Source organism: Pseudomonas sp. GW821-FHT07G10 (assembly GCF_059418545.1).
The window spans coordinates 71,678-93,224 of sequence record NZ_JBWKQB010000018.1; the positions used below are offsets into that span (position 1 = coordinate 71,678).

Consider the following 21,547-nt stretch of genomic DNA (forward strand, 5'->3'; position numbering starts at 1 on the left):
GTCACTCCCAAATAGTTATGTCTTGAATACGCATAAGCCAGCGCGAAGGCTGGCTTATGTGTGTATTTCAAACTAAGAAAAAATCAGTCGGCTTGTGGAGCTTCTACCGGCTTGACCGCTTCTTCGTAAGAGACCGATTTGTCGGTCACGCTAGCTTTCTGCAGAACAGTATCCACAACTTGTTCTTCCAGCACAACCGAACGGACTTCGTTCAGCTGCTGGTCGTTCTTGTAGTACCAGGCCACAACCTGCTCAGGCTCCTGATAAGCGGAAGCCATTTCCTGGATCAGCTCGCGAACACGGGTTTCGTCAGGCTTGAGGTCGAATTGCTTGACCACTTCAGCAACGATCAGACCCAGCACCACGCGGCGCTTGGCTTGTTCTTCGAACAGTTCGGCCGGCAGTTGATCAGGCTTGATGTTGCCACCGAACTGCTGAACGGCCTGAACGCGCAGACGGTTCACTTCATTCTCGAGCAGGGACTTCGGCACTTCGATCGGGTTGGTGGCCAGCAGACCGTCCATTACCTGATTCTTGACCTTGGATTTGATCGCCTGGCGCAGCTCACGCTCCATGTTCTTGCGAACTTCGGCGCGGAAACCGTCAATACCCGCTTCCTTGATACCGAACTGAGCGAAGAATTCTTCGCTCAATTCCGGCAGCTTCGGCTCGGACACAGTGTTCACGGTAACGGTGAACTCTGCTGCCTTGCTGGCCAGGTCCAGGTTCTGATAGTCCTCAGGGAAGGTCAGGTTCAGAACACGCTCTTCGCCAGCTTTAGCGCCAACCAGACCGTCTTCGAAGCCAGGGATCATGCGGCCGGAACCCAGGACCAGCTGAGTACCCTTGGCAGAACCACCAGCGAACACTTCACCGTCGACCTTGCCAACGAAATCGATGTTCAACTGATCTTCGTTCTGGGCAGCGCGATCGGCTTGCTCAAAACGGATGTTCTGCTTGCGCAGCACTTCCAGCATCTTGTCGAGATCGGCGTCCGCCACGTCAGCGCTCAGGCGCTCGACGGCGATGGAGTCGAAGCCGGCAACGGTGAATTCAGGAAACACTTCGAAAGTAGCTACGTATTCCAGGTCCTTGCCCTTTTCCAGGACTTTAGGCTCTACGGAAGGAGCGCCAGCCGGGTTCAGCTTCTGCTCGACAACAGCTTCGTAGAAGGAAGCCTGGATCACATCGCCCACAGCCTCTTGACGCGCATCAGCTTCGTAACGCTGACGAATCACGCTCATTGGCACCTTGCCAGGACGGAAGCCTGCAATTTTGGCCTTTTGGGCAGTCTGCTGCAGACGCTTGTTGACTTGGGTCTCGATGCGCTCAGCTGGCACGGTGATGCTCATGCGGCGCTCAAGAGCAGAAGTATTTTCAACAGAAACTTGCATGGATATTCCTCGTTGCACAGACGTTAGCCGGCCGTTTCCGACCCCAGAATCAAGGGCATGCATTCTAGTGGGTCAAACTCAAGAAGTCACCCTACTGAAAACGGGTAAAAAAGCAGCAGGCAATTTATAGGCGGGGACAAACGGTTGCGCCTCGCCCTGAGAGCAAATACAGCGAATCACGCCAAGGCCTCTACACCAACCCTTCTATATATAGAAGGAATCAGCGGGCACATCCCTGGCAGCCGAACCGACAAGGTACACGGCAGGCAAACACAGCACCATCCAGCGACAAAATGGCGATGACTCGCCACCCTTTCAGCCCAATGCCAGCAGCCATCCTGGAAATTCACGCTTCTGAAACGAAAACGGCGCAGCCCTTTTCAGGTGCTGCGCCGTTATCTGCTATCAAATAGCTACTTAATTGGTGCGGACGAAGAGACTCGAACTCTTACACCTTGCGGCGCTGGAACCTAAATCCAGTGTGTCTACCAATTCCACCACGTCCGCGTATCAAGCTTTTAAAGCAAAGGCGCCAGACTATTAATCTGGCGCCTTTCTAAATATGGGGTGGACGAAGGGGATCGAACCCTCGACAACGGGAGTCACAATCCCGTGCTCTACCAACTGAGCTACGCCCACCATATTGCCTTGTTGCGTTACTTGTGCCAAAGCTGCCTAATGGCGCACCCGGCAGGACTCGAACCTGCGACCATCCGCTTAGAAGGCGGATGCTCTATCCAGCTGAGCTACGGGCGCCTTGTTAATCTGTATTCTTGGACGATTACAAACTAAGTGCTTTCAGTCTTACCGAGTTAAACAGCAACCCGACTCAACCTTCTTAACCAGTGCTAGGCTGTGCCCGACAAGTGCGACGAATGTTATAGACGACCGGAAAGGTCGTCAACTCTTTTTTGAAAAAAATTCATTTGATTAAAGGGGTTAGGGGAATTTGCAGACCAAGCGCCTTTGCCCTCACGTCACGACATGCGAGAATGCGTTCTCTTTTCTTTCCCCTCTCGATGGTTAATCACGCGTCATGACTGCACAACTAATCGACGGCAAAGCGATCGCCGCTAGCCTGCGCCAGCAGATCGCCAAACGTGTCGCCGAGCGTCGCCAGCAAGGCCTGCGCACTCCTGGCCTCGCGGTGATCCTGGTCGGCAGCGACCCCGCCTCTCAAGTTTATGTCTCGCACAAGCGTAAAGACTGCGAAGAGGTCGGCTTCCTTTCGCAAGCCTATGACTTGCCCTCCGACACCACTCAAGAAGCACTGACCGATCTGATCGATCGCCTGAACGATGACCCCAGGATCGACGGCATTCTGCTTCAGCTCCCTCTTCCTGAACAGCTGGATGCCTCCAGGCTGCTGGAGCGCATTCGCCCGGACAAAGACGTGGATGGTTTCCACCCTTATAACGTCGGCCGTCTGGCGCAACGCATTCCACTGCTTCGCCCTTGCACACCTAAAGGCATCATCACCTTACTGGAAAGCACCGGCGCCGACCTTTATGGGATGGATGCAGTGGTGGTTGGCGCTTCCAACATTGTCGGGCGTCCGATGGCGATGGAATTGCTGCTGGCCGGCTGCACCGTCACCGTCACCCACCGCTTCACCAAGGACCTGGCTGGCCACGTTGGCCGCGCTGACCTGGTGGTTGTAGCCGCTGGCAAGCCAGGTCTGGTCAAAGGTGAGTGGATCAAGGAAGGCGCGATCGTCATCGATGTTGGCATCAACCGCCAGGAAGACGGCAAGCTGGTGGGCGATGTGGTTTATGAAACCGCCCTGCCCCGCGCTGGCTGGATCACGCCAGTTCCAGGGGGGGTTGGCCCGATGACTCGCGCCTGCCTGCTGGAAAACACACTGTACGCGGCAGAAACGCTGCACAGCTAAGTTCAGGTATTACTTAAAGACTTGAACAAAGAACCCCGCCACTTGGCGGGGTTCTTTGTTTTAGCGCCTTGAAACACCCTTAAATCGTTAAGCCCGCTCTGCCAGTGCTGCATTAAGCTGCGCACGGTGCGCCAGTTTCTGCAAACGTTTTTCCAGACCCATCATGATTGCTCGATCAGAAGGACCGCTTTCCAGCTCGTCAATCAAGCCATTGGCCAGCTTGCGCAACTCATGAACGATGACGATCCGCCGCCCGCAAATGCACCAGCTTGGCAGGATATCCCGCACACCACGGAAATCGTTTAGATACCTCGGCAGTGGAGCATCCCGTGTCAGGGATACCCCCCCGTTTTTTTATATTTTTTTAAGGTTTTCGACTGGCTGCCGAAGAACAATCGACAGTTCTTCGACCATACTCATAAAATGTAACGTTTTTCGAGAAAGCCCCGTTACACAACGGCATATCCATCTTTTAACGAGTCCACCCGCGTGAAAATTCGTATTTCGATCCTGAGCCTGGTTTTCGCATTTACAGGCACTTTCATCACGCCGAGCGTCAACGCTCGTGAAACCATCGCGGCGCCCCGAGACACTTCCCATCTGCACATCGCATCCGGTAGCGCGATACTGGTCGACCTGCAGACTAATAAAGTCATCTATTCGAGCAACCCGGACGTCATCGTGCCGATCGCTTCAGTCACCAAGCTGATGACTGGCATGGTCGTTCTGGACGCCAAGCAGTCGATGGACGAATACATTTCCGTGTCGATCAGCGACACCCCGGAAATGAAAGGTGTGTTTTCTCGCGTCAAACTCAACAGTGAACTCAGCCGCAGAGAAATGCTGCTGATCGCGCTGATGTCCTCGGAAAACCGTGCAGCCGCCAGCCTGGCCCATCACTATCCAGGTGGTTATGCGGCGTTTATCGCTGCGATGAACGCCAAAGCCAAAGCGCTGGGCATGACCAGCACCCATTACGTCGAACCCACCGGCCTGTCGATCCATAACGTATCCACTGCCCGCGACTTGAGCAAGCTGCTGGAAGCCGCCCGCAAATATCCGATGTTGAGGGAGCTGAGCACCACCAAGGAAAAGACCGTGGCTTTCCGCAAGCCGAACTACACCTTGGGCTTTCATAACACCGATCACTTGATCAACAAGGCCAGCTGGGACATCAAGTTGACCAAGACCGGCTTTACCAACCAGGCCGGTCACTGCCTGGTATTGGTGACCGTTATGGGCGATCGCCAGGTCGCCCTGGTGATTCTTGATGCCTTTGGCAAATACACGCATTTCGCCGACGCCACCCGCATCCGAAACTGGGTCGAAACCGGGAAAAGCGGTTCCGTGCCGGAAGTTGCCGTACGTTACAAAGCTGAAAAGAACCTCAAGAACCGTCATGGTGGTGTAGCGCAGAGTGCTGATTAACCCTTGGGAAACCTAATGAAAAAGCCCTGAACGTCATGTCAGGGCCGTCACAATAAACGGCGCTCAAGAGCGCCGTTTTTTATCCCCTGAATCAGTGCGCGCCAACTGCCTGGGTTGCTCTCGCCGCGGCCTGCTCCTGGCCGGCCTGAGCCAGCTCATTAGCGGCTTTGAGCCAGCGCTGCTGGTCAACCTTGGCGGGTATCTGGGTCGGTCCCTGGATCAGCACAGCCCAACTGCCAGCGTTCTCCCAAGAAGATTCAAAAGACTTGAAGTCGATCAGTAAACGACGGTTCATCCCCGCGCGGAGCAAAACTGTCTGCTTATGACGGTTGTAGCCCGCGAGCACGGCGTACCTTGGCTCCGACCAGAACGCCGAGCCTTCGGTGAAACGCACCAGCACCGGGTAACCTGCCGCAACCTGGGTCAACAACGCGGGAAGATTATTGTCGAGCGGATAGACCACCATGCCGTACTCGCGCGCCAGGGCCTGCATATTCTGCTGCAGCCCGGCTTCACCGCCCGGCAAATGAAGTGGTTTATCCAACAAGCCCGGCGTGATCACGATACCTTGCTGGGACAGCATGCTGGCCAAAGCACTGGGCCCACTCTGATACAGCTCGCTACGAAAAAACGGCACGCCGTTGAGCTCGACGCGCTCCGGCAAACGCTGGATCTCTGGCTGCACGCTCCCGGCGCAACCGGCCAGGCTCAGAACACAAGCACCGATCAGCAGCGCAGATCGAAATCGAGGAAATACCCGCAACATCATCACTCTCTTGGTCAGGCGCCAGGCAAACACGCTCCCGGCTTGGCCCTCGATCATAGGGCCGTCTTGGGCGACGGTATAGCCTTGAACGGCAGTTTATTGCGCCCGATAGAGCGAACTGGTTGGTGGCTCTCGACCTTTGGTCAATAGCTTGAAACACATCAGCGACTAGACTGTCCATTGCAAAGAGTGTGCGCCCCAAGCAGGGCTAAAAGGAGGCACTTATGAGCCTGACAACGACAATCATCATGCTGATCTTTGGCTGGCTGGCCGTTGCCGCCGCGATGCTCTGGGGCGTGCTGCGCGTTACTCGCAGACACCATCACCCACACATCCAGCCAACCCCCATTGCGAAGACCGAAAAAACTGCCGGTCGCACCGCTACCGCGCATTGACTGAAATCAGCCCCCCCCTAAAAAAAGAAAGAGAAAACGGTCGCCGTGCCCTTTCGAGCACAGACGACCGTTTGCTATTTGCGCTACTCAGGCCTCAACAGCAACCCGCTTCTGGCGAGCGCGGCGCGACAGCATATTCAAACCTTCAATCGTCGCCGAGAACGCCATGGCCGCGTAGACGTAGCCTTTCGGTACATGAGCGCCGAAGCCTTCGGCAATCAAGGTCATACCGATCATGATCAGGAAGCCCAGAGCCAACATCACCACAGTCGGGTTGTCGTTGATGAACTTCGCCAGGGGCTCGGCCGCCAGCAACATCACCAGCACCGAGACCACTACGGCAATGATCATGATCGGCAAGTGCTCGGTCATGCCAACGGCGGTAATGATGCTATCAATCGAAAAGACCATGTCCAACATCAGGATCTGACCGATCGCCGCGGCAAAACCAATCGATACACCGGAGGTCGCGGATGCCGTCTCTTGCGGCTCCGGGTCCATGCTGTGGTGGATCTCTGTCGTCGCTTTCCAGAGCAGGAACAGACCACCGGCAATCAGGATCATGTCTTTCCAGGAGAACACCTGGCCGAACACATCGATGACCGGTTCGGTCAACTGCACGATAAACGCAATGGTGCTGAGCAGGCCCAGACGCAGAACCAATGCCATGCTGATGCCGATGCGCCGCGCTTTGGCCCGGTGCTGCTCAGGCAGCTTGTTGGTCAAGATCGAGATGAAGATCAGGTTGTCGATGCCAAGCACGATTTCCATAACGATCAAGGTAGCCAAGGCCACCCAGGCGGTGGGGCTGACGGCGAGTTGTAAAAGATATTCCATGGGTCAGTCCTGACTCGGTATTCGAAGGGTTAGATTTCCTGCGACGACTTTTCGCGTTGCTCGCCGTCGTCAGCGGGCTTTTTCCTGTTACTGATCAAGCCCTGAGTCGCATTACTCAGTGCCTGCTCCGCAGCTTTGTGGGTGTCGTCGATGGCTTGCCTGGCGCTCTCGGTCGCTTTGCCCATCAGTTGCCGGGCACTTTTCTCGACCTGGTCGCAGCCACTAAGCGCAAATACCGAGAGCGCCAGCAGACTAGCGGCGCCAATGGATTGGAGTTTCTTCATGAGTTCCTCGATAGAACATACAGACCCAAGACGATGGCCCGTCCATAGCGCTGCATTCTAAGGAGGCAAATACTTCAGGAAAATTCGTATTTTTAGCAGCTATACTTCGGTTTTTACGAACTTAATCCCCCATGCTCAATTATCGGCAACTGCATTACTTCTGGGTTGTGGCCAAGACCGGCAGCATCGTTCGGGCGTGTGAGCAGCTGAACCTGACGCCACAGACCATCAGCGGGCAAATCAGCCTGCTCGAACAGACCTACGGGATCGAGTTGTTTCGCCGGGTCGGGCGACAGCTTGAGCTGACCGAAGCCGGGCGCCAGACCCTGCCCTACGCCGAGCAGATGTTCCAGCTCGGCGGTGAGCTGGAGGCGATGCTAAGAGCCCAGCCCAATGAGCAACAGATTCAGTTCCGGGTCGGGGTTGCTGACGTAGTACCCAAGTCAATCGTCTACCGCCTCATCGCGCCGACCATGGAGCTGAGCGAGCCGATCCACATCACCTGCCGTGAAGACAAACTCGAACGGCTGCTTGCCGACCTGGCCATCCAGCGTCTGGACCTGGTGATTTCCGACAGCCCGATGCCGTCACATCTGGACATCAAAGGCTACAGCCAGAAACTCGGTGAATGCGGGATCAGTTTTTTTGCCACCAGCGCCCTGGCTGAACGATATGGGAAAGACTTCCCTCGGGGTTTGCACGGCGCCCCACTGCTGATTCCCGGGCAAGAAACCGTGGTGCGCAGTCGGTTGCTGCGCTGGTTCGCCGAACAGCAGATCCAGCCACGCATCGTTGGTGAGTTTGATGACAGCGCCTTGATGCAGGCCTTTGGCCAATCCGGCAGCGGGATATTCATTGGCCCGAGCGTGATTGCCGACGAAGTGAAACGCCAGTATGGCGTGGAGTTGATTGGCCAGACCGATGCGGTAACCGAGTCGTTCTACGCCATTTCGGTGGAGCGCAAGGTCAAGCACCCCGGCATTGTCGCCATTACCGAAGGCGCCCGACGCGAGCTGTTTACCGCGATTGACATCTGAGGATTCAGGCGCAAACCGCGCGGGTTTTGGCGGTCATCAACAACAGCGCCAGCAGGATCGACAGCACGATGAAGCCCGCCGCTGCAAAACCCAGACTGGCCAGCCCCAACGTATCGATCACCCGGCCGCCAACCATCGCACCCAGCCCAATGCCCAGGTTGGCCCCGGCGATATTCAGCGACGCGGCGAAGGCCGGCGCCTGTGGTGCGACCTTCATCAAGCGGACATGGCTGACGAGGAACAACGCTGCCTGGGTTACACCCCATATGCCCATGGCAGCCGCCAACCCAACCGTCGAATGAATGCTTGGCACCAGCGCCACCATGCCGCCGATCATGAAGGCACAGAACACCATCGAGGCGATCAGTGGATGGCGATCAACCATGCGTCCGCCCAGTGAGTTACCGATCAACCCCACCGCACCGAAGCCCATCAGGCACCAGCCGACCACAGTGCCGTTGAAACCGGCAAGTCGCTCCAGGATGTCGGCCAGGTAGGTGTAAGCGGTGAACATGCCACTGAAGACCAGGATCGACAGCAGCACATGGCCCTGCATCAACGGACTGCGCAGAATTTTGAACTGTGAACGCAGGCTCACCTGTTTTTCATGCAACTGCGTCTTTGGCAGATAGATAAACAGCAGCAATGCCTTGGCAAACGCCACCACCGCCAGAATGGCAAACGCACTGCGCCAGCCGAATGCGTCGGAAATCAAAGTGCCGACCGGAATCCCGAAGACGGTCGCGCAGACGATTCCAAAACCGATTTTCGCGATGGCGCGCCCGGCGTAATCCGGCCCGACGATGTCCACAGCCGTCTCGCTGGCCAAGGCCCAGAACACTGGCAAACCCAGCGCCGGAATCAACCGCGCCAGCGCCATTACACCTATGTTCGGCGCCACTGCCGCCAGGGTATTGGCCAGGCCAAACATGATCAGCACGCTAATAAACAGCCGCCTGCGCTCAAAGCGCGCGAAATATGCGGTCAAGAACGGCCCGAACGCGGCCACGGTAAAGGCGAACAAGGTCACCAGTAAACCGGCCTGGGAGACGCTGACATCCAGGTCGCGAGCGATGGATGGCAACAGGCCAACAATGATGAATTCTGTGGTCAGCACGGTAAAACCGGCGGCTGACAACAGAAGGATGGGCAACAACATGCATTACTCCGCAAACGACGACGCCAGCGATAGCCCAAGGGCTCACTGGATATGAAAAAAGAGGATGGCGGATCTTAACAGAGTGTTTCCGACAGCGGTTACGCGAACCTGACCTATCGCCTTGAACACCCGGGCAGCAGGCCGTTATCGGTGCCTGGTCCAGGAAAAAACAAGCGCATTGAGCCAAAAGCCTGAGCCCTGCCTCTGCAATATAAGAAAAGCCCGGAAAGGCTCAGTACGAACCTTTCCGGGCTTTTTTGTCTTTGCGGTTTAGAACGCGCCCATGTAATCGCGTTTGCCGATTTCAACACCGTTGTGACGCAGGATCGCGTAGGTGGTGGTGACGTGGAAGAAGAACTGCGGCAGGCCGTAGGTCAGCAGATAAGCCTGGCCACTGAAGCGCTTCTCTTTCGGTGTGCCTTGACGGGTGATGATCTCGATCCCTTCCTTGCCATCGATTTGCGCCGGTTTGATGCCGTCGATGAATGCCAGGACTTTGCTGATCAGCGCTTGCAGCTCAGCGAACGTGGTTTCGGTGTCGTCGTACTTCGGCAACTCAACCTCGGCCAGACGCGCGGAAACGCCTTTGGCGAAATCAACGGCGATTTGCACCTGACGCACCAGCGGGAACATGTCGGGGTACAGGCGCGCTTGCAGGAAGGCATTTGGCTCGATGTTCTTTGCCGTGGCGTGGGCTTCGGCCTTGTTCAGAACGTCGCTCAAGGCGTTGAGCATTTGCTTGAAAACCGGGATGGAAGCGGCGTACAGGGAAATAGTCATGACAATCTCGCAGGTTGTGGCGGGAGGTAAACGTGACGCGATTATAGACATGCTTGGGCGCTCTGGCGGCTTGTCTTTTATTCTGCAAGGATTAGGCTAGTCGCCTTCGACAGCATAGGGAAAGCGCGATGAACACCGAGCACGACACCCCCATCGACGAACTGCGGCTCAACAGCACTGAACTCCGTATTCTCGGTTCTTTGATCGAGAAACAGGCCACCAGCCCGGAAACCTATCCGCTGACCCTCAATGCACTGGTTATCGCCTGCAATCAGAAAACCAGCCGCGAACCGGTGATGAACCTCAGTCTGGGTCAGGTCGGCCAGAGCCTTCGCGTCCTTGAAGGACGGGGTTTCACTCGATTGGTCATGGGCAGCCGCGCCGATCGTTGGGAGCATCGGCTGGACAAGGCACTGGAGCTGGTTCCCGCCCAGGTGACTCTCGCTGGCCTGCTGTTCCTGCGCGGCCCGCAGACCGTCAATGAACTGCTCACCCGCAGCAGCCGCATGCATGATTTCGAAGACAACGAACAGGTCGTGCATCAGTTGGAACGGCTGATTGCCCGAGGCCTGGCGTTGCTGCTGCCCCGTCAGTCCGGACAACGCGAAGACCGCTACATGCATGCGCTGGGCGACCCGGCCGATATCGAAGCGATTCTGGCTGCGCGCCAAAACCCGGTTGAGCGTGGCGCCAACAGCGGCGTGTCGGTGGAGCGCATCGAAGAACTGGAAGCACGGATCGCGGCACTGGAAGAACGTTTGGCACGGCTGGAATAGCGCCCTGTCGACGCTTTCGCGGGCTTGCCTTGTTCGGCCTGGAGAGCACGCAAACCGTCGTAGCAGTTGCCGCCAGGCTACGTCCGGCCGCGCAGCGGTCGCAATAGGGGCAATCGCGTCTTTGCAGGAAGACCGAAGTAGCCGGATTTACGACCGCTGCGCGGCCGGACGTAGCCTTCGGCAACTGCTACAGGGGAAGCGATTCCCGAGACAGCTAATCAGCCCCGTGCGAAGGCGACCGCCTTCTGGAACTGCTCCTCGGTGGGGCGCACGCCGGTGTACAACACGAACTGCTCCAGAGCCTGAATGGCGATCACCTCCAGCCCGGTGATCACCCGCTTGCCTTTGGCCTGGCCACGCAGGATCAGCGGTGTTTGCGACGGAATCGCCACCACATCGAAGACTGTTTGCGCGGCGTCGATGGCATCCGCTTCGAACGCCAACTGATCGACTTGCGGCCCACCGGCCATACCAATCGGCGTGACGTTGATCAGCATCTGTGGCCGTTGGTCACCCAGCTCAGCCAGCCATTGGTAACCCAGGGAACTCGCCAGGGCGCGACCGGCCACTTCGTTACGGGCCACAATTAAACCGTTTTTGTAACCGCCATCGCGCAAGGCGCTGGCCACAGCCTTGGCCATGCCACCGCTGCCGCGCAGTGCAAAGGTCGAACTTTGCGGCACTTCATGCTTGTTCAGCAGTTGCTCGATGGCGATGTAATCGGTGTTATAGGCCTTTAGATGGCCATTGGTGTTGACGATGGTGTTTATGGACTGGATGGCCTTGGCCGAATCATCCAGTTCATCGACCAGCGCGATGCAGGCTTCCTTGAACGGCATCGAAACCCCGCAGCCACGGATGCCCAGAGCACGAATTCCGCCGACTGCACCAGGCAGATCGTTGCTGCTGAAAGCCTTGTAATAGAAGTTAAGGCCCAGTTGCTCATACAGATGATTATGAAAACGCAGGCCGAAATTCCCGGGGCGCCCAGACAATGACATACACAGTTGGGTGTCTTTGTTCGGGTTCATCAGCATGTTTATCTCCTTCAAATAGAACTTTCAGATGGACGGGATTAGCCAGCCCACCGATTCTGTTCGATCATAGTCCTGTAAGGTTCAAGTACCTGATTGTGTATCAAATCAAGGTAAAGAAACCGGTACAGACCTTACACAATATTTACTGAACGGCTTCGCAGTTTTTTCAAAAAATGCTGTCTTAGAAGTATCCCCGCGACAAACTGTGGGTCTATTGCAGACCACAAGCGCAGGGGCTGGAACCCGAGGAATAGCCATGATTCGTAAAATCCCCACAATAGCCTTGCTCATCGGTGCACTCGCTGTCACCGGACAGGCGTCCGCCCACGATCACCGTGGTGGTGGTTGGGGTTGGGGTGGTCCGGCCCTGTTTGGCGCTGTTGTCGGCGCTGCGGTAGTGGGCTCGGTAATCACCAGTCACGATCGCCCGGTCTATGTTGAGCAACCGGTGTACGTGCAACCTCAGCCGGTATATGTCCAGGCTCCACCGCCTGTCTATTACCAGTCGCAACCGGTTTATGTGCAGCCGGCACCGGTTTACTACGGCCCGCCACCTGGCTACTACGGCCCACCGCGCGGTTATTACGGTCCACCACGTTGGTAGTTATCACGCTGTGAATGCATCAGGCCCCGCCTCAAAACGGGGCCTGATGCATTGTAGAACCTGAACAACGTCTGAATAGATCCTGCCAGGGTCGCTGCTGAGACAGTGGTTACGGCTGAATTTGGCATGATAGATCCGACTGTCGCCTTCGCACCTCGATGCAACGACTGTCATATTTATGTCATGACACCTCAGCAAGATCTGACTTGTCCATATAAGCAGGCCCATAAAAACAAGGACGACCCACAATGCCGACTCAGAATCCCCACCGCACTGCCGGCCTCTGCACATCGAGCAAGGTCTACAGTGCGCTGACCGAACTCAAACACCTGGAAGGCCATCGAAGTGCCAAGTTCCTGTCTTTACTGGCCGAGAACCTGGTGCGAAAAGGCCTGTTGAATGATCAGGAAGTGGTGAACATGCTCGATCAGGTCGTCGACTGACACCAGGGTCGCGTTGAATTTCGCCTGCGTCGATGTCCACTATCGAGCGCGATGATTTTTCGTTGAACCGGCAGGTCCGTAAGGTAGCCCCATAGATTGATGGAGGTACTTATGCCCAAGGTTCATATCATGTCCGTTATTGGCAGCGCCGTTCCCGCACCGCTCAGAGAGCTAGGACTGCTCGCCTGTTGGTATCTGGTGCAGGACGGCGTACCGATCAGCGGCCCGCTCACTTCACTCCCGGCCGCTCAGGCGCTGTCGCAAAGAATGGGTTCCCATGGTTTGCACGCCTAAGCAAAAAGTACATTGCCACTGGCGCCCGGACGATCCCCGCCCCCACCGCTGGCAACAGCACTGACAGCCTCCCCTTGATGCTTGATCCGCAATGGCGCGCCGCAGTGCCATCTTTGTTCATGGCGCATAGATCCAGATCAATAAATCCCGGACGCGACTCGATTACCCTCCCGGCCTTTTGCGATCGACACGACCATGCCCCTTGCCACTCCGGAACTCCTCGCCCCTGCCGGCACCCTGAAAAACATGCGTTACGCCTTCGCCTACGGTGCCGATGCGGTGTACGCCGGGCAGCCACGCTACAGCCTGCGGGTGCGCAATAACGAATTCGACCACGCCAACCTGGCCACCGGCATTCGTGAAGCCCGGGCCCAGGGCAAGCGTTTCTATGTGGTGGTGAATATCGCCCCGCATAACGCCAAGTTGCGTACCTTTCTCAACGATCTGGAACCGGTGATCGCCATGGCGCCGGATGCGCTGATCATGTCCGACCCCGGCTTGATCATGTTGGTGCGCAAGCATTTCCCGCAGATGCCGATTCACCTGTCAGTTCAGGCCAACACGGTGAACTGGGCCAGTGTCGAGTTCTGGCAGCAACAAGGCTTGAGCCGGATCATCCTGTCCCGCGAACTGTCCCTTGAGGAAATCGCCGAGATTCGCCTGCAGGTCCCAGGCATGGAGCTGGAAGTGTTCGTTCATGGCGCGCTGTGCATGGCCTATTCCGGTCGTTGCCTGTTGTCGGGTTACCTGAACAAGCGCGATGCCAATCAGGGCAGTTGCACCAACGCCTGCCGTTGGCAGTACAAGGCACAACCGGCGGTAGAGAATCAATTGGGCGAAATCGTCAAGGCGTTTCAACCCCAACCGGCCCAGCCAACGCTGGGCCTCGGCGCACCGACCGATCAGGTGTTTGTGTTGCAGGAAACCAATCGCCCCGAAGAGCTGATGCCGGCATTCGAGGACGAGCACGGCACCTACATCATGAACGCCAAGGACCTGCGCGCGGTGCAGCACGTCGAACGCTTGACCAGGATGGGTGTGCACTCGCTGAAAATCGAGGGCCGGACCAAATCGCATTTTTACTGCGCACGGACCACTCAGGTCTATCGCCGGGCGATCGATGACGCCGTTGCCGGCCGGGAATTCGACCGCAGCCTGATGACCGATCTCGACTCCCTGGCACAACGCGGGTACACCGAAGGCTTTCTACGCCGGCATGTGCATGACGAATATCAGAACTACCAGAACGGCAGCTCGGTGTCCGAGCGTCAGCAGTTCGTCGGTGAGCTGACCGGCGAGCGACGTGATCGACTGGCCGAAGTCCGCGTGAAGAACCGCTTCCTGCTCGGCGACCACCTGGAGTTGATGACCCCCAAAGGCAACTTTCATTTCGATTTGCATCAGTTGTACAACGTCAAAGGAGAGCCCATTGAGGTTGCGCCGGGAGACGGGCACACGGTGTATTTGCCGATTCCGGATCAGGTGGATTTACGCTTTGGGTTGTTGATGCGGGATGTGCGAGTGAGTGCGGCAGCTGAGCGTTGATCGCTCCCACGCTCCCGCGTGGGAATGCAGCCCGTGACGCTGCGCGTCACATAAAAGCGGACGCGGAGCGTCCGGTGAGGCGTTCCCACGCAGAGCGTGGGAACGATCAGACGCAGAGCGTGGGAGCGATCAGGACTCAGATGCGGAATTGCCCCACCAACTTGCCCAAGCGCTGGCCAAGCTCGGCCAGACTGCGGGAGGTCTGTGCACCGAGTTGGGTTTCGTCGGCCACGTTGTCCACCGCCACGGCGATCTGGTGCACGCTGCGATTGATCTCTTCGGCCACCGCCGTTTGCTCTTCGGCGGCGCTGGCGATCTGCGCGTTCATCGAGTTGATGGTGCCGATCAACTGGGCCATGGTGTCCAGCGAAGCACCGGCCTCGTTGGCCTGGGCCGAAGTACCGTCACCGGCATCGCTGGAACGGCGCATGGCTTCTACCGCTGATTGAGTGCCCTGCTGCAGGCGGTCGATCATGCCCTGGATTTCCTGGGTACTTTGCTGGGTGCGGCTAGCCAGCGCCCGCACTTCATCGGCCACCACCGCAAAACCACGCCCGGCCTCACCGGCGCGGGCCGCTTCGATGGCCGCGTTGAGTGCCAGCAGGTTGGTCTGATCGGCAATCGAACGAATAACGCTCAGCACACTGACAATAGACAACACATCTTTTTGCAGGCTATCAAGGGACGTGCCGCTGCTGCGGATATCGCTGACCAACGCGTGGATCTGTTTGATGCTGCCATCCACCACGCGCTTGGCGGCCTGCCCCTCTTCATCGGTCTGCTGCGCAGCAACCGCGGCGCCCTGGGCGCTTCTCGCGACTTCCTGAGCCGCCGAGGACATCTCGTTGATCGCCGTCGCCACCTGATCCGTCTCGTGACGCTGGCGTTCCATGGCCTGCTCCGAACGCTGAGCCTGATCGGAAACCTGTGTCACCAGACCGGTCAACTGCGAGGTCATTTCGGTGATTTGTCGCACCAGGCCGTGGATCTTGTCGACGAAGCGATTGAACGAGCCGGCCAAGTCGCCCAGCTCATCCTGGCTGGTAATCGCCAGACGACGAGTCAGGTCGCCCTCACCCGCGGCAATATCGTCCAGGTTGGCTTTCATCAAGTGCAGCGGACGCAAAATGGTGTTGGCGACGAACATGCCTACCACCGCAATCACCAGCAGCACCACGATGGCGATGCCGACGATGCTCAGCACCACGCCTTGCATGCGCTCATGAACCTTGGCCTCGACCACTGCGACCTGGGCCTCGATCCCGTCCAGGTTGACTGAAGTACCGATGGCCATGTCCCACTTGGGCAGGTATTCGGTGTAGCCGAGCTTGGGCACCAGAACTTTCGGGTCGCTCGGCAACGGCGAGCTGTATTGCAGATAGTGAGTACCGTCCTTGGCGACTTTCACCAGGTCACGGTTGACATACACGCCATTCGGATCGCGGTTGTCCTTGAAGCTCTGACCCACGCCGTCCGGGCTGTTGCTCTTGAACAGGCGCACCGTTTGCGAGTCGTAACCGAAGAAGTAGCCATCCTTGCCATAGCTGATGCTCGACAGCAGCTTGACCACTTGCGCCCGGGCCGCGTCATCACCCGGTGCCGCCGCGTCGTACAACGGCTTGATCGCGCTCATCGCCACCGCCACATAACTTTGCAGCGTCGCCTTGGCATCGGTCAGCAGGCGCTGACGGGTTTCGTCGACTTCTTTGCTGGCCTGTTCTTGCAGAATGAACACCGTAGTCAGACTGATAACCAGCGCAAACAGTAAGACCGGGAGTACCGCGAGGGATAAAACTTTGGCCTTCAGGCTTAGGCGCATTGCATTCACTCTTGATTTTATTGGCGTGGTTAAGCCTTTAACGGCACGCCGGATCAAAAGTTGAGGGGTCGTCCCACAAACACAGACCAAAGGTCGCCTGGCTGTCCTTAAACGACGATTTGTCGCTTGCATTCAATGAGCACAATAAAAAATTAAAACTATTTACTTGTCTAAAACGTTTCAGCAGCACTTCTTTAAATGAATGGATAAAGAAACAAAAAGTGCCGCCGCTACAGTGCGAAGACTCTCATGTTCTATCCAATCAAGGACGTCTCCATGTCGATCAGACAGCTTTCCATTCAATGGAAAATTACCCTTCTGGCCGGACTCTGCCTGCTCGGCATTGTCACGTTGCTGGTAGGGCTTTCGCTCTATCGCATGGAGCACAATTCCGAGCTGGTCAAAGCCTCGAGCATGGAGATGCTCAACGAAGCGGCTCAGGCACGTATCGAGGCTCAGGGCGAAGTCCAGGCGCTGGGCATTCGCCAGCAATTCATGGACGCCTACCAATACGGTCACGGCTTCTCCCGCCAGGTACTGTTCCTGCGCGAACAAGCCGAGAAGCGTTTCCTCGATGCCTTCGACCTTCGTGAAGACCTGACCCGTCAGGTCAAGTCGGCGCTGCAAGCCAACCCGCAACTGCTCGGTCTGTCGCTGGTGTTTGAAGCCAATGCGCTGGACGGCAAGGATGAGTTGTTTGCCGGCCAGAAAGAAATCGGCAGCAACGAAAAGGGCCGCTTTTCCCTGTACTGGTCGCAACCGACACCGGGCAAGCTGACCTCAATGTCGCTTCCGGAAAGCGACATTGCCGATACCAGCACCGGCCCCAGCGGCGAACCGGCCAATGCCTGGTTCACCTGCCCACGCACCACACTCAAGCCTTGCGTGATCGAGCCCTACTTCTACATGATCGACGGCCAGAACGTGCTGATGACCAGCATCGTCTTCCCGCTGATGGTCGACGGTAAAGTCATCGCCTCGCTGTCGGTCGACATCAACCTCAACAGCCTGCAAGCGGTCAGCCAGCAAGCGAGCAAGAAACTCTATGACGGCCAGACCAGCGTCAGCATCATCAGCCCGGTCGGCCTGCTGGCCGGCTACAGCGCGGACGCCGGCAAACTGAGCCAGCGTCTGGACATGGTCGACAAGGCCAGCGGCGCCGAGCTGGTCCGCATGCTCTCCAGCGGCAACCGGACCCAGAGTCTGCACAGCGATCAAGAGCTCAAGGTGCTCTCGCCGTTTTCGCCGATTCCTGGCGGCAAGTCGTGGGGTGTGCTGCTCGATGTGCCGGAAAAGGTCCTGGTCGGCCCGGCTGAAACCCTGAAGAAAGAACTCGACCAACGCAGCACCGCCGGCACCCTGATCGAACTGAGTCTGGGCCTGTTGGCGGCAGTCATCGGCCTGTTGCTGGTCTGGTTGATGGCCCGCAGCGTGACCAAACCAATCCTCGGCGTGGCGCACATGCTCGAAGACATTGCCAGCGGTGAAGGTGATCTGACCCGACGCCTGGCATACGACAAGCAGGACGAACTGGGTCAGCTGGCCGGCTGGTTCAACCGCTTCCTCGATAAGCTGCAACCGATCATCGCCGATGTGAAACGCTCGGTGCAGGACGCCCGCAGCACCGCCGACCAATCAGCCGCCATCGCCACCCAGACCAGCGCCGGCATGGAGCATCAATACCGTCAGGTTGACCAGGTGGCCACCGCCTCCCACGAAATGAGCGCTACCGCGCAGGACGTCGCCCGTAGCGCCGCGCAAGCGGCCCAGGCCGCTCGCGACGCCGATCAGGCGACCCGTCAGGGTTTGACCGTGATCGACCGCACCACCTCCAGCATCGACAACCTCGCCGCGGACATGAGCACGGCGATGACCCAGGTCGAAGGCCTGGCCGCCAACAGCGAGAAAATCGGTTCGGTGCTGGAAGTCATTCGCGCCATCGCCGAGCAGACCAACCTGCTGGCACTCAACGCCGCCATTGAAGCCGCTCGCGCAGGTGAAGCCGGACGTGGATTCGCCGTGGTCGCCGACGAAGTACGCAACCTGGCCCGCCGCACCCAGGAGTCCGTGGAGGAAACCCGCCAGGTGATCGAACAGCTGCAAAGCGGTACTCGGGACGTTGTCGGCTCTATGAGCAACAGCCATCGTCAGGCTCAAGGCAGTGTCGAGCAAGTCAGCCAGGCAGTCACGGCCCTGCGTCAGATCGGTGATGCCGTGACCGTGATCACCGACATGAACCTGCAGATTGCCAGCGCTGCCGAAGAGCAAAGCGCCGTGGCCGAAGAGATCAACAGCAACGTGGCGACCATTCGTGACGTGACTGAGTCTCTGTCGGGGCAAGCCAACGAGTCGGCGCGGGTCAGCCAGTCGCTGAACAGTCTGGCTAACCAGCAGCAGAGCTTGATGGATCAATTCAGGGTTTGATCAGCGGTTGGCGGTGTTGATCGTTCCCACGCTCCGCGTGGGAATGCATCCCGTGACGCTCCGCATCACATCCACAGCGGATGCAGAGCGTCCATGGCAGCGTTACCACGCAGGAGCGTGGGAACGATCGAAGCCCGCTCCCAAAGGCAACTCAATCACCACCCTCAACCCGCCCAGCTCACTACCCTGCAACTGCAATACCCCGCCCCTCGCCTCGACGATATCACGCACGATGCCCAACCCCAGGCCATGGCCATCGGTCTGTTCATCCAGCCGCGCACCGCGGCTCAACACCTGATTGCGGTTCTGCTCGGGAATCCCCGGCCCGTCATCCTCCACCACCAGGCGAAAGCCCTCGGCCGTCTCGACGATGCTCAGTTTCACCTCGGCATCCGCCCATTTGCAGGCGTTGTCCAGCAAGTTGCCCAGCAGTTCAAGCAAGTCTTCCCGATCCCATGGCAGGCGCAAGCCGGGACGTACGGCGTGGCTGAGTTCAAGGTGTTCGCCGTGGATCATGTTCAGGGTGGCGAACAAACCGGGCAGTTCTGCAGCGCAATCGAACTGCGCACCGGGCAAGGCATCACCGGCCAGACGGGCGCGATTGAGCTCGCGATTGAGACGTTGCTGCACCTGTTCAAGCTGCTCTTGCAAGACCTTGCGCAACGCTGGATGGGCCTCCAGTTTCTCGCTCGACGCCAGACTCAACAGCACCGCCAGCGGGGTTTTCAGGGCGTGCCCCAGATTGCCCAAGGCATTGCGTGAACGCTTGAGTCTGTCTTCGGTATGCGCGAGCAGATGGTTGATCTGCGCCACCAGCGGTTCCAGCTCAACCGGCACTTGGGCGTCCAGTTGTGAACGCTGGCCCTGCTGTAGCTGGGCAATCTGTTCCCGGGCCTTTTCCAATGGACGCAAGGCTCGACGTACGGTAATTCTCTGCAAAATCAGAATCAGCAGTAAACCCGCCAGACCAAGGCCCAGGCCAACTTGCTGCATGCGCCGAAAGCTTTCCCGTACCGGTGTGTAATCCTGCGCCACGCTGATGGAAATCGATTGCCCCAACCGTCGATAGTCCGAGCGCAAGACCAGCAACTGCTGCCCTTCCGGCCCCAGTTGCAGATTGCTTTGCAGGCCCGCCTGCTCCAGCTTCGGCAGTTCCTGATCCCATAACGAGCGCGAACGCCAGTGGACGTCGGCAAAATCGATACGAAAGTAATGCCCGGAAAACGGTCGCTGATAGGCCGGCGACAAACGGCGCTCATCCAGTTGCAAACCTTGCGGACCGCGCACCAACGCCACCAGCAAGCTTTCGCTGTCATTGCGCAGACCGGCTTGCAGATAGCGTTGCAAACCCACTTCGAACAGCCAGAGGCTGGTCTGCGCCAGCACCAGACCGACAATGACCATCACGCTGATCAGCCCCAGGCTCAAACGGCGCTGTATCGACTTCACTGCGCTTGCCCGCCGAACAGATAGCCCTGACCGCGACGGGTTTCGATCACGCTGCGGCCCAGCTTGCGTCGCAGATGGTTGACGTGGACCTCCAGGACATTGGAGTCGCGCTCGGTTTCACCGTCGTAGAGATGACCAGCGAGATGGCTTTTGGAAAGGATTTGCCGGGGGTGCAGCATGAAATAACGTAACAGCCGAAACTCCGCAGCCGTCAGCTGGAAATCGGAGCCGTCGCGGGTGACGCACTGGCGGCCTTCATCCAGATGCAGACCAGCGGCTTTGAGGGTCGGCTGATTGGCCTGGCCATGGGAGCGCCGCAACAGCGCCTGAATCCGCAAGTGCAACTCTTCAGGATGAAACGGTTTGGTCAGGTAGTCGTCCGCGCCAGCTTTCAGGCCTTCGATACGCTCGGCCCAGGAACCACGGGCAGTGAGGATCAACACCGGCGTGGCCAGACCACCGGCGCGCCACTGGGTCAGCACCTCAAGCCCGGGTAAGCCCGGCAACCCCAGATCGAGAATAATCAAGTCATAGGGTTCGCTGCTGGCCTGATACACCGCATCGCGGCCGTCGGCCAGCCAGTCGACGGCGTAGCCCTGGCGATTGAGCCCGGCCATCAACTCGTCGGCCAGCGGGACGTGGTCCTCCACCAAAAGCAGGCGCATCAATCATCTTCCTTGTCTTTGAGCAGCTCACCGGTGTTGGCGTCGAGTTCGATTTCATGCACCACGCCCTCGACGGTCAGCAGCTCGATGTCATAGATATAGGGCACGCGTTCGTCTTTATGCTCCTCGAACTCGGCTTCCAGCAATCTGGCTCCGGGGTAGCGTTGCAGAGCCGGCCCCAGCAGTTGCTCAAGCGGTGCGATCACCCCTTGCTGACGCAGGCGCAGGGCTTGGTCCTGATCCAGGTCACGGGCCACTGCCACCGAGCAAAAAGCCAGAAGCACCAGCGCCATTCGGCTGCCGGCGCGCAGATTTACCTTCATTACGTATCCTGATGATCCTTGAGAACCTGCTCGCAGACGGCGTCCAACGCCAGGTCCCACTCAACACCCTGGACATCGCGCAGTTCAACCTGAATAGATGTAAACCTACAGGCCCCACGATAACCACATCAACTTAACTGAAACTGAATTGCCTTCATTGCCGTCCTGGAAACCGCGCACCGACGGTAAAATCTTCT

21 protein-coding genes, 3 tRNA genes and 3 pseudogenes are annotated in these 21,547 nt (G+C 57.9%); 11 read left to right on the forward strand and 16 right to left on the reverse strand.

From position 1 onward, the window contains the following. Positions 1–83: 83 nt before the first annotated feature. The 4 genes from tig to AC07O1_RS19620 all read right to left on the reverse strand — a co-directional run bounded on the left by tig (position 84) and on the right by AC07O1_RS19620 (position 2,150). A complete protein-coding gene (tig, locus tag AC07O1_RS19605) occupies positions 84–1,394 on the reverse strand; it encodes a trigger factor (RefSeq protein WP_495089815.1) in 1,311 nt (436 codons plus the stop codon). 422 nt (positions 1,395–1,816) lie between these two features. Beyond that, positions 1,817–1,901, reverse strand: a tRNA-Leu gene (locus AC07O1_RS19610). A gap of 56 nt (positions 1,902–1,957) precedes the next feature. After that, positions 1,958–2,033: transfer RNA gene (locus tag AC07O1_RS19615), tRNA-His, on the reverse strand. Between the two features lie 40 nt (positions 2,034–2,073). Next, positions 2,074–2,150, reverse strand: a tRNA-Arg gene (locus AC07O1_RS19620). 280 nt (positions 2,151–2,430) lie between these two features. Between AC07O1_RS19620 and folD the strand changes: the two genes are divergently transcribed. Next, positions 2,431–3,285, forward strand: a complete 855-nt coding sequence (gene folD / locus AC07O1_RS19625; protein ID WP_494994113.1) for a bifunctional methylenetetrahydrofolate dehydrogenase/methenyltetrahydrofolate cyclohydrolase FolD — start codon at positions 2,431–2,433, stop codon at positions 3,283–3,285. An 87-nt stretch (positions 3,286–3,372) separates the two neighbouring features. On the opposite strand, the gene AC07O1_RS19630 is transcribed toward folD, so the two are convergent. Then, complete coding sequence (locus tag AC07O1_RS19630) at positions 3,373–3,573, reverse strand: hypothetical protein (RefSeq protein WP_495089816.1); 201 nt, start codon at positions 3,571–3,573, stop codon at positions 3,373–3,375. Between the two features lie 201 nt (positions 3,574–3,774). Here AC07O1_RS19630 and pbpG point away from each other — a divergent pair, with 201 nt between their 5' ends. Beyond that, entirely contained in the window at positions 3,775–4,713 is a 939-nt protein-coding gene (gene pbpG / locus AC07O1_RS19635; RefSeq protein WP_494994114.1) for a D-alanyl-D-alanine endopeptidase, read from the forward strand. A gap of 91 nt (positions 4,714–4,804) precedes the next feature. On the opposite strand, the gene AC07O1_RS19640 is transcribed toward pbpG, so the two are convergent. Further along, positions 4,805–5,536: a PA2778 family cysteine peptidase gene (locus AC07O1_RS19640; protein ID WP_495013170.1), complete on the reverse strand. Its 732-nt coding sequence runs from the start codon at positions 5,534–5,536 to the stop codon at positions 4,805–4,807. 167 nt (positions 5,537–5,703) lie between these two features. Between AC07O1_RS19640 and AC07O1_RS19645 the strand changes: the two genes are divergently transcribed. Then, positions 5,704–5,874 (forward strand): hypothetical protein, encoded by a 171-nt coding sequence (locus AC07O1_RS19645; RefSeq protein ID WP_494994116.1) that lies wholly within the window; start codon positions 5,704–5,706, stop codon positions 5,872–5,874. Positions 5,875–5,961: 87 nt separating this feature from the next. On the opposite strand, the gene AC07O1_RS19650 is transcribed toward AC07O1_RS19645, so the two are convergent. After that, positions 5,962–6,711: a TerC family protein gene (locus AC07O1_RS19650; protein WP_494994117.1), complete on the reverse strand. Its 750-nt coding sequence runs from the start codon at positions 6,709–6,711 to the stop codon at positions 5,962–5,964. Positions 6,712–6,740: 29 nt separating this feature from the next. Continuing rightward, entirely contained in the window at positions 6,741–6,995 is a 255-nt protein-coding gene (locus AC07O1_RS19655; protein ID WP_495089817.1) for a hypothetical protein, read from the reverse strand. 131 nt (positions 6,996–7,126) lie between these two features. On the opposite strand from AC07O1_RS19655, the gene nhaR reads away from it, so the two are divergent. Beyond that, entirely contained in the window at positions 7,127–8,032 is a 906-nt protein-coding gene (nhaR, locus tag AC07O1_RS19660; RefSeq protein ID WP_495089818.1) for a transcriptional activator NhaR, read from the forward strand. Between the two features lie 4 nt (positions 8,033–8,036). On the opposite strand, the gene AC07O1_RS19665 is transcribed toward nhaR, so the two are convergent. Beyond that, a complete protein-coding gene (locus AC07O1_RS19665) occupies positions 8,037–9,191 on the reverse strand; it encodes an MFS transporter (RefSeq protein ID WP_495089819.1) in 1,155 nt (384 codons plus the stop codon). A 270-nt stretch (positions 9,192–9,461) separates the two neighbouring features. Next, positions 9,462–9,971, reverse strand: a complete 510-nt coding sequence (locus AC07O1_RS19670) for a DUF1993 domain-containing protein (protein ID WP_495089820.1) — start codon at positions 9,969–9,971, stop codon at positions 9,462–9,464. A gap of 128 nt (positions 9,972–10,099) precedes the next feature. On the opposite strand from AC07O1_RS19670, the gene AC07O1_RS19675 reads away from it, so the two are divergent. Beyond that, positions 10,100–10,747, forward strand: a complete 648-nt coding sequence (locus tag AC07O1_RS19675) for a YceH family protein (RefSeq protein ID WP_495089821.1) — start codon at positions 10,100–10,102, stop codon at positions 10,745–10,747. 218 nt (positions 10,748–10,965) lie between these two features. On the opposite strand, the gene AC07O1_RS19680 is transcribed toward AC07O1_RS19675, so the two are convergent. Then, on the reverse strand, positions 10,966–11,784 hold the full coding sequence (locus AC07O1_RS19680) for a shikimate 5-dehydrogenase (RefSeq protein WP_495013166.1): 819 nt from the start codon (positions 11,782–11,784) through the stop codon (positions 10,966–10,968). Between the two features lie 256 nt (positions 11,785–12,040). Between AC07O1_RS19680 and AC07O1_RS19685 the strand changes: the two genes are divergently transcribed. The 4 genes from AC07O1_RS19685 (at position 12,041) to trhP (ending at position 14,670) form a co-directional block, all read left to right on the forward strand. Continuing rightward, complete coding sequence (locus tag AC07O1_RS19685; RefSeq protein ID WP_495013165.1) at positions 12,041–12,388, forward strand: hypothetical protein; 348 nt, start codon at positions 12,041–12,043, stop codon at positions 12,386–12,388. A 248-nt stretch (positions 12,389–12,636) separates the two neighbouring features. Continuing rightward, positions 12,637–12,831, forward strand: coding sequence for a hypothetical protein (locus AC07O1_RS19690; RefSeq protein WP_419117255.1), 195 nt, complete (start codon positions 12,637–12,639; stop codon positions 12,829–12,831). Positions 12,832–12,942: 111 nt separating this feature from the next. Then, complete coding sequence (locus AC07O1_RS19695) at positions 12,943–13,125, forward strand: hypothetical protein (protein WP_494994126.1); 183 nt, start codon at positions 12,943–12,945, stop codon at positions 13,123–13,125. A gap of 195 nt (positions 13,126–13,320) precedes the next feature. Further along, complete coding sequence (gene trhP, locus AC07O1_RS19700) at positions 13,321–14,670, forward strand: prephenate-dependent tRNA uridine(34) hydroxylase TrhP (RefSeq protein WP_495089822.1); 1,350 nt, start codon at positions 13,321–13,323, stop codon at positions 14,668–14,670. A 136-nt stretch (positions 14,671–14,806) separates the two neighbouring features. Here trhP and ctpM read toward each other — a convergent pair whose 3' ends face one another. Beyond that, the gene (ctpM, locus tag AC07O1_RS19705) at positions 14,807–16,621 is read right to left on the reverse strand and encodes a methyl-accepting chemotaxis protein CtpM (RefSeq protein WP_495089823.1); all 1,815 of its coding nucleotides are present in this window, start codon (positions 16,619–16,621) and stop codon (positions 14,807–14,809) included. Positions 16,622–16,984: 363 nt separating this feature from the next. Between ctpM and AC07O1_RS19710 the strand changes: the two are divergent. Beyond that, a pseudogene (locus AC07O1_RS19710) lies at positions 16,985–18,055 on the forward strand (cache domain-containing protein); the annotation flags it as partial. Between the two features lie 342 nt (positions 18,056–18,397). Further along, a pseudogene (locus AC07O1_RS19715) lies at positions 18,398–18,913 on the forward strand (methyl-accepting chemotaxis protein); the annotation flags it as partial. A 102-nt stretch (positions 18,914–19,015) separates the two neighbouring features. On the opposite strand, the gene AC07O1_RS19720 reads toward AC07O1_RS19715, so the two are convergent. The 4 genes and pseudogenes from AC07O1_RS19720 to AC07O1_RS19735 form a co-directional block, all read right to left on the reverse strand. Beyond that, positions 19,016–20,362 (reverse strand): sensor histidine kinase, encoded by a 1,347-nt coding sequence (locus tag AC07O1_RS19720; protein ID WP_495089824.1) that lies wholly within the window; start codon positions 20,360–20,362, stop codon positions 19,016–19,018. After that, on the reverse strand, positions 20,359–21,027 hold the full coding sequence (locus AC07O1_RS19725; protein WP_495089825.1) for a response regulator transcription factor: 669 nt from the start codon (positions 21,025–21,027) through the stop codon (positions 20,359–20,361). Before AC07O1_RS19725 ends, AC07O1_RS19720 begins: the two co-directional genes overlap by 4 nt. Next, positions 21,027–21,350 carry a PepSY domain-containing protein gene (locus AC07O1_RS19730; protein WP_495089826.1) on the reverse strand — a complete coding sequence of 108 codons (324 nt, stop codon included), beginning with the start codon at positions 21,348–21,350 and terminating at the stop codon, positions 21,027–21,029. The genes AC07O1_RS19725 and AC07O1_RS19730 overlap by 1 nt, the downstream gene beginning before the upstream one ends. Beyond that, positions 21,350–21,442 (reverse strand): annotated as a pseudogene (locus AC07O1_RS19735) (PepSY domain-containing protein); the annotation flags it as partial. The pseudogene AC07O1_RS19735 and the gene AC07O1_RS19730, both read right to left, overlap by 1 nt. Positions 21,443–21,547: the final 105 nt, after the last annotated feature.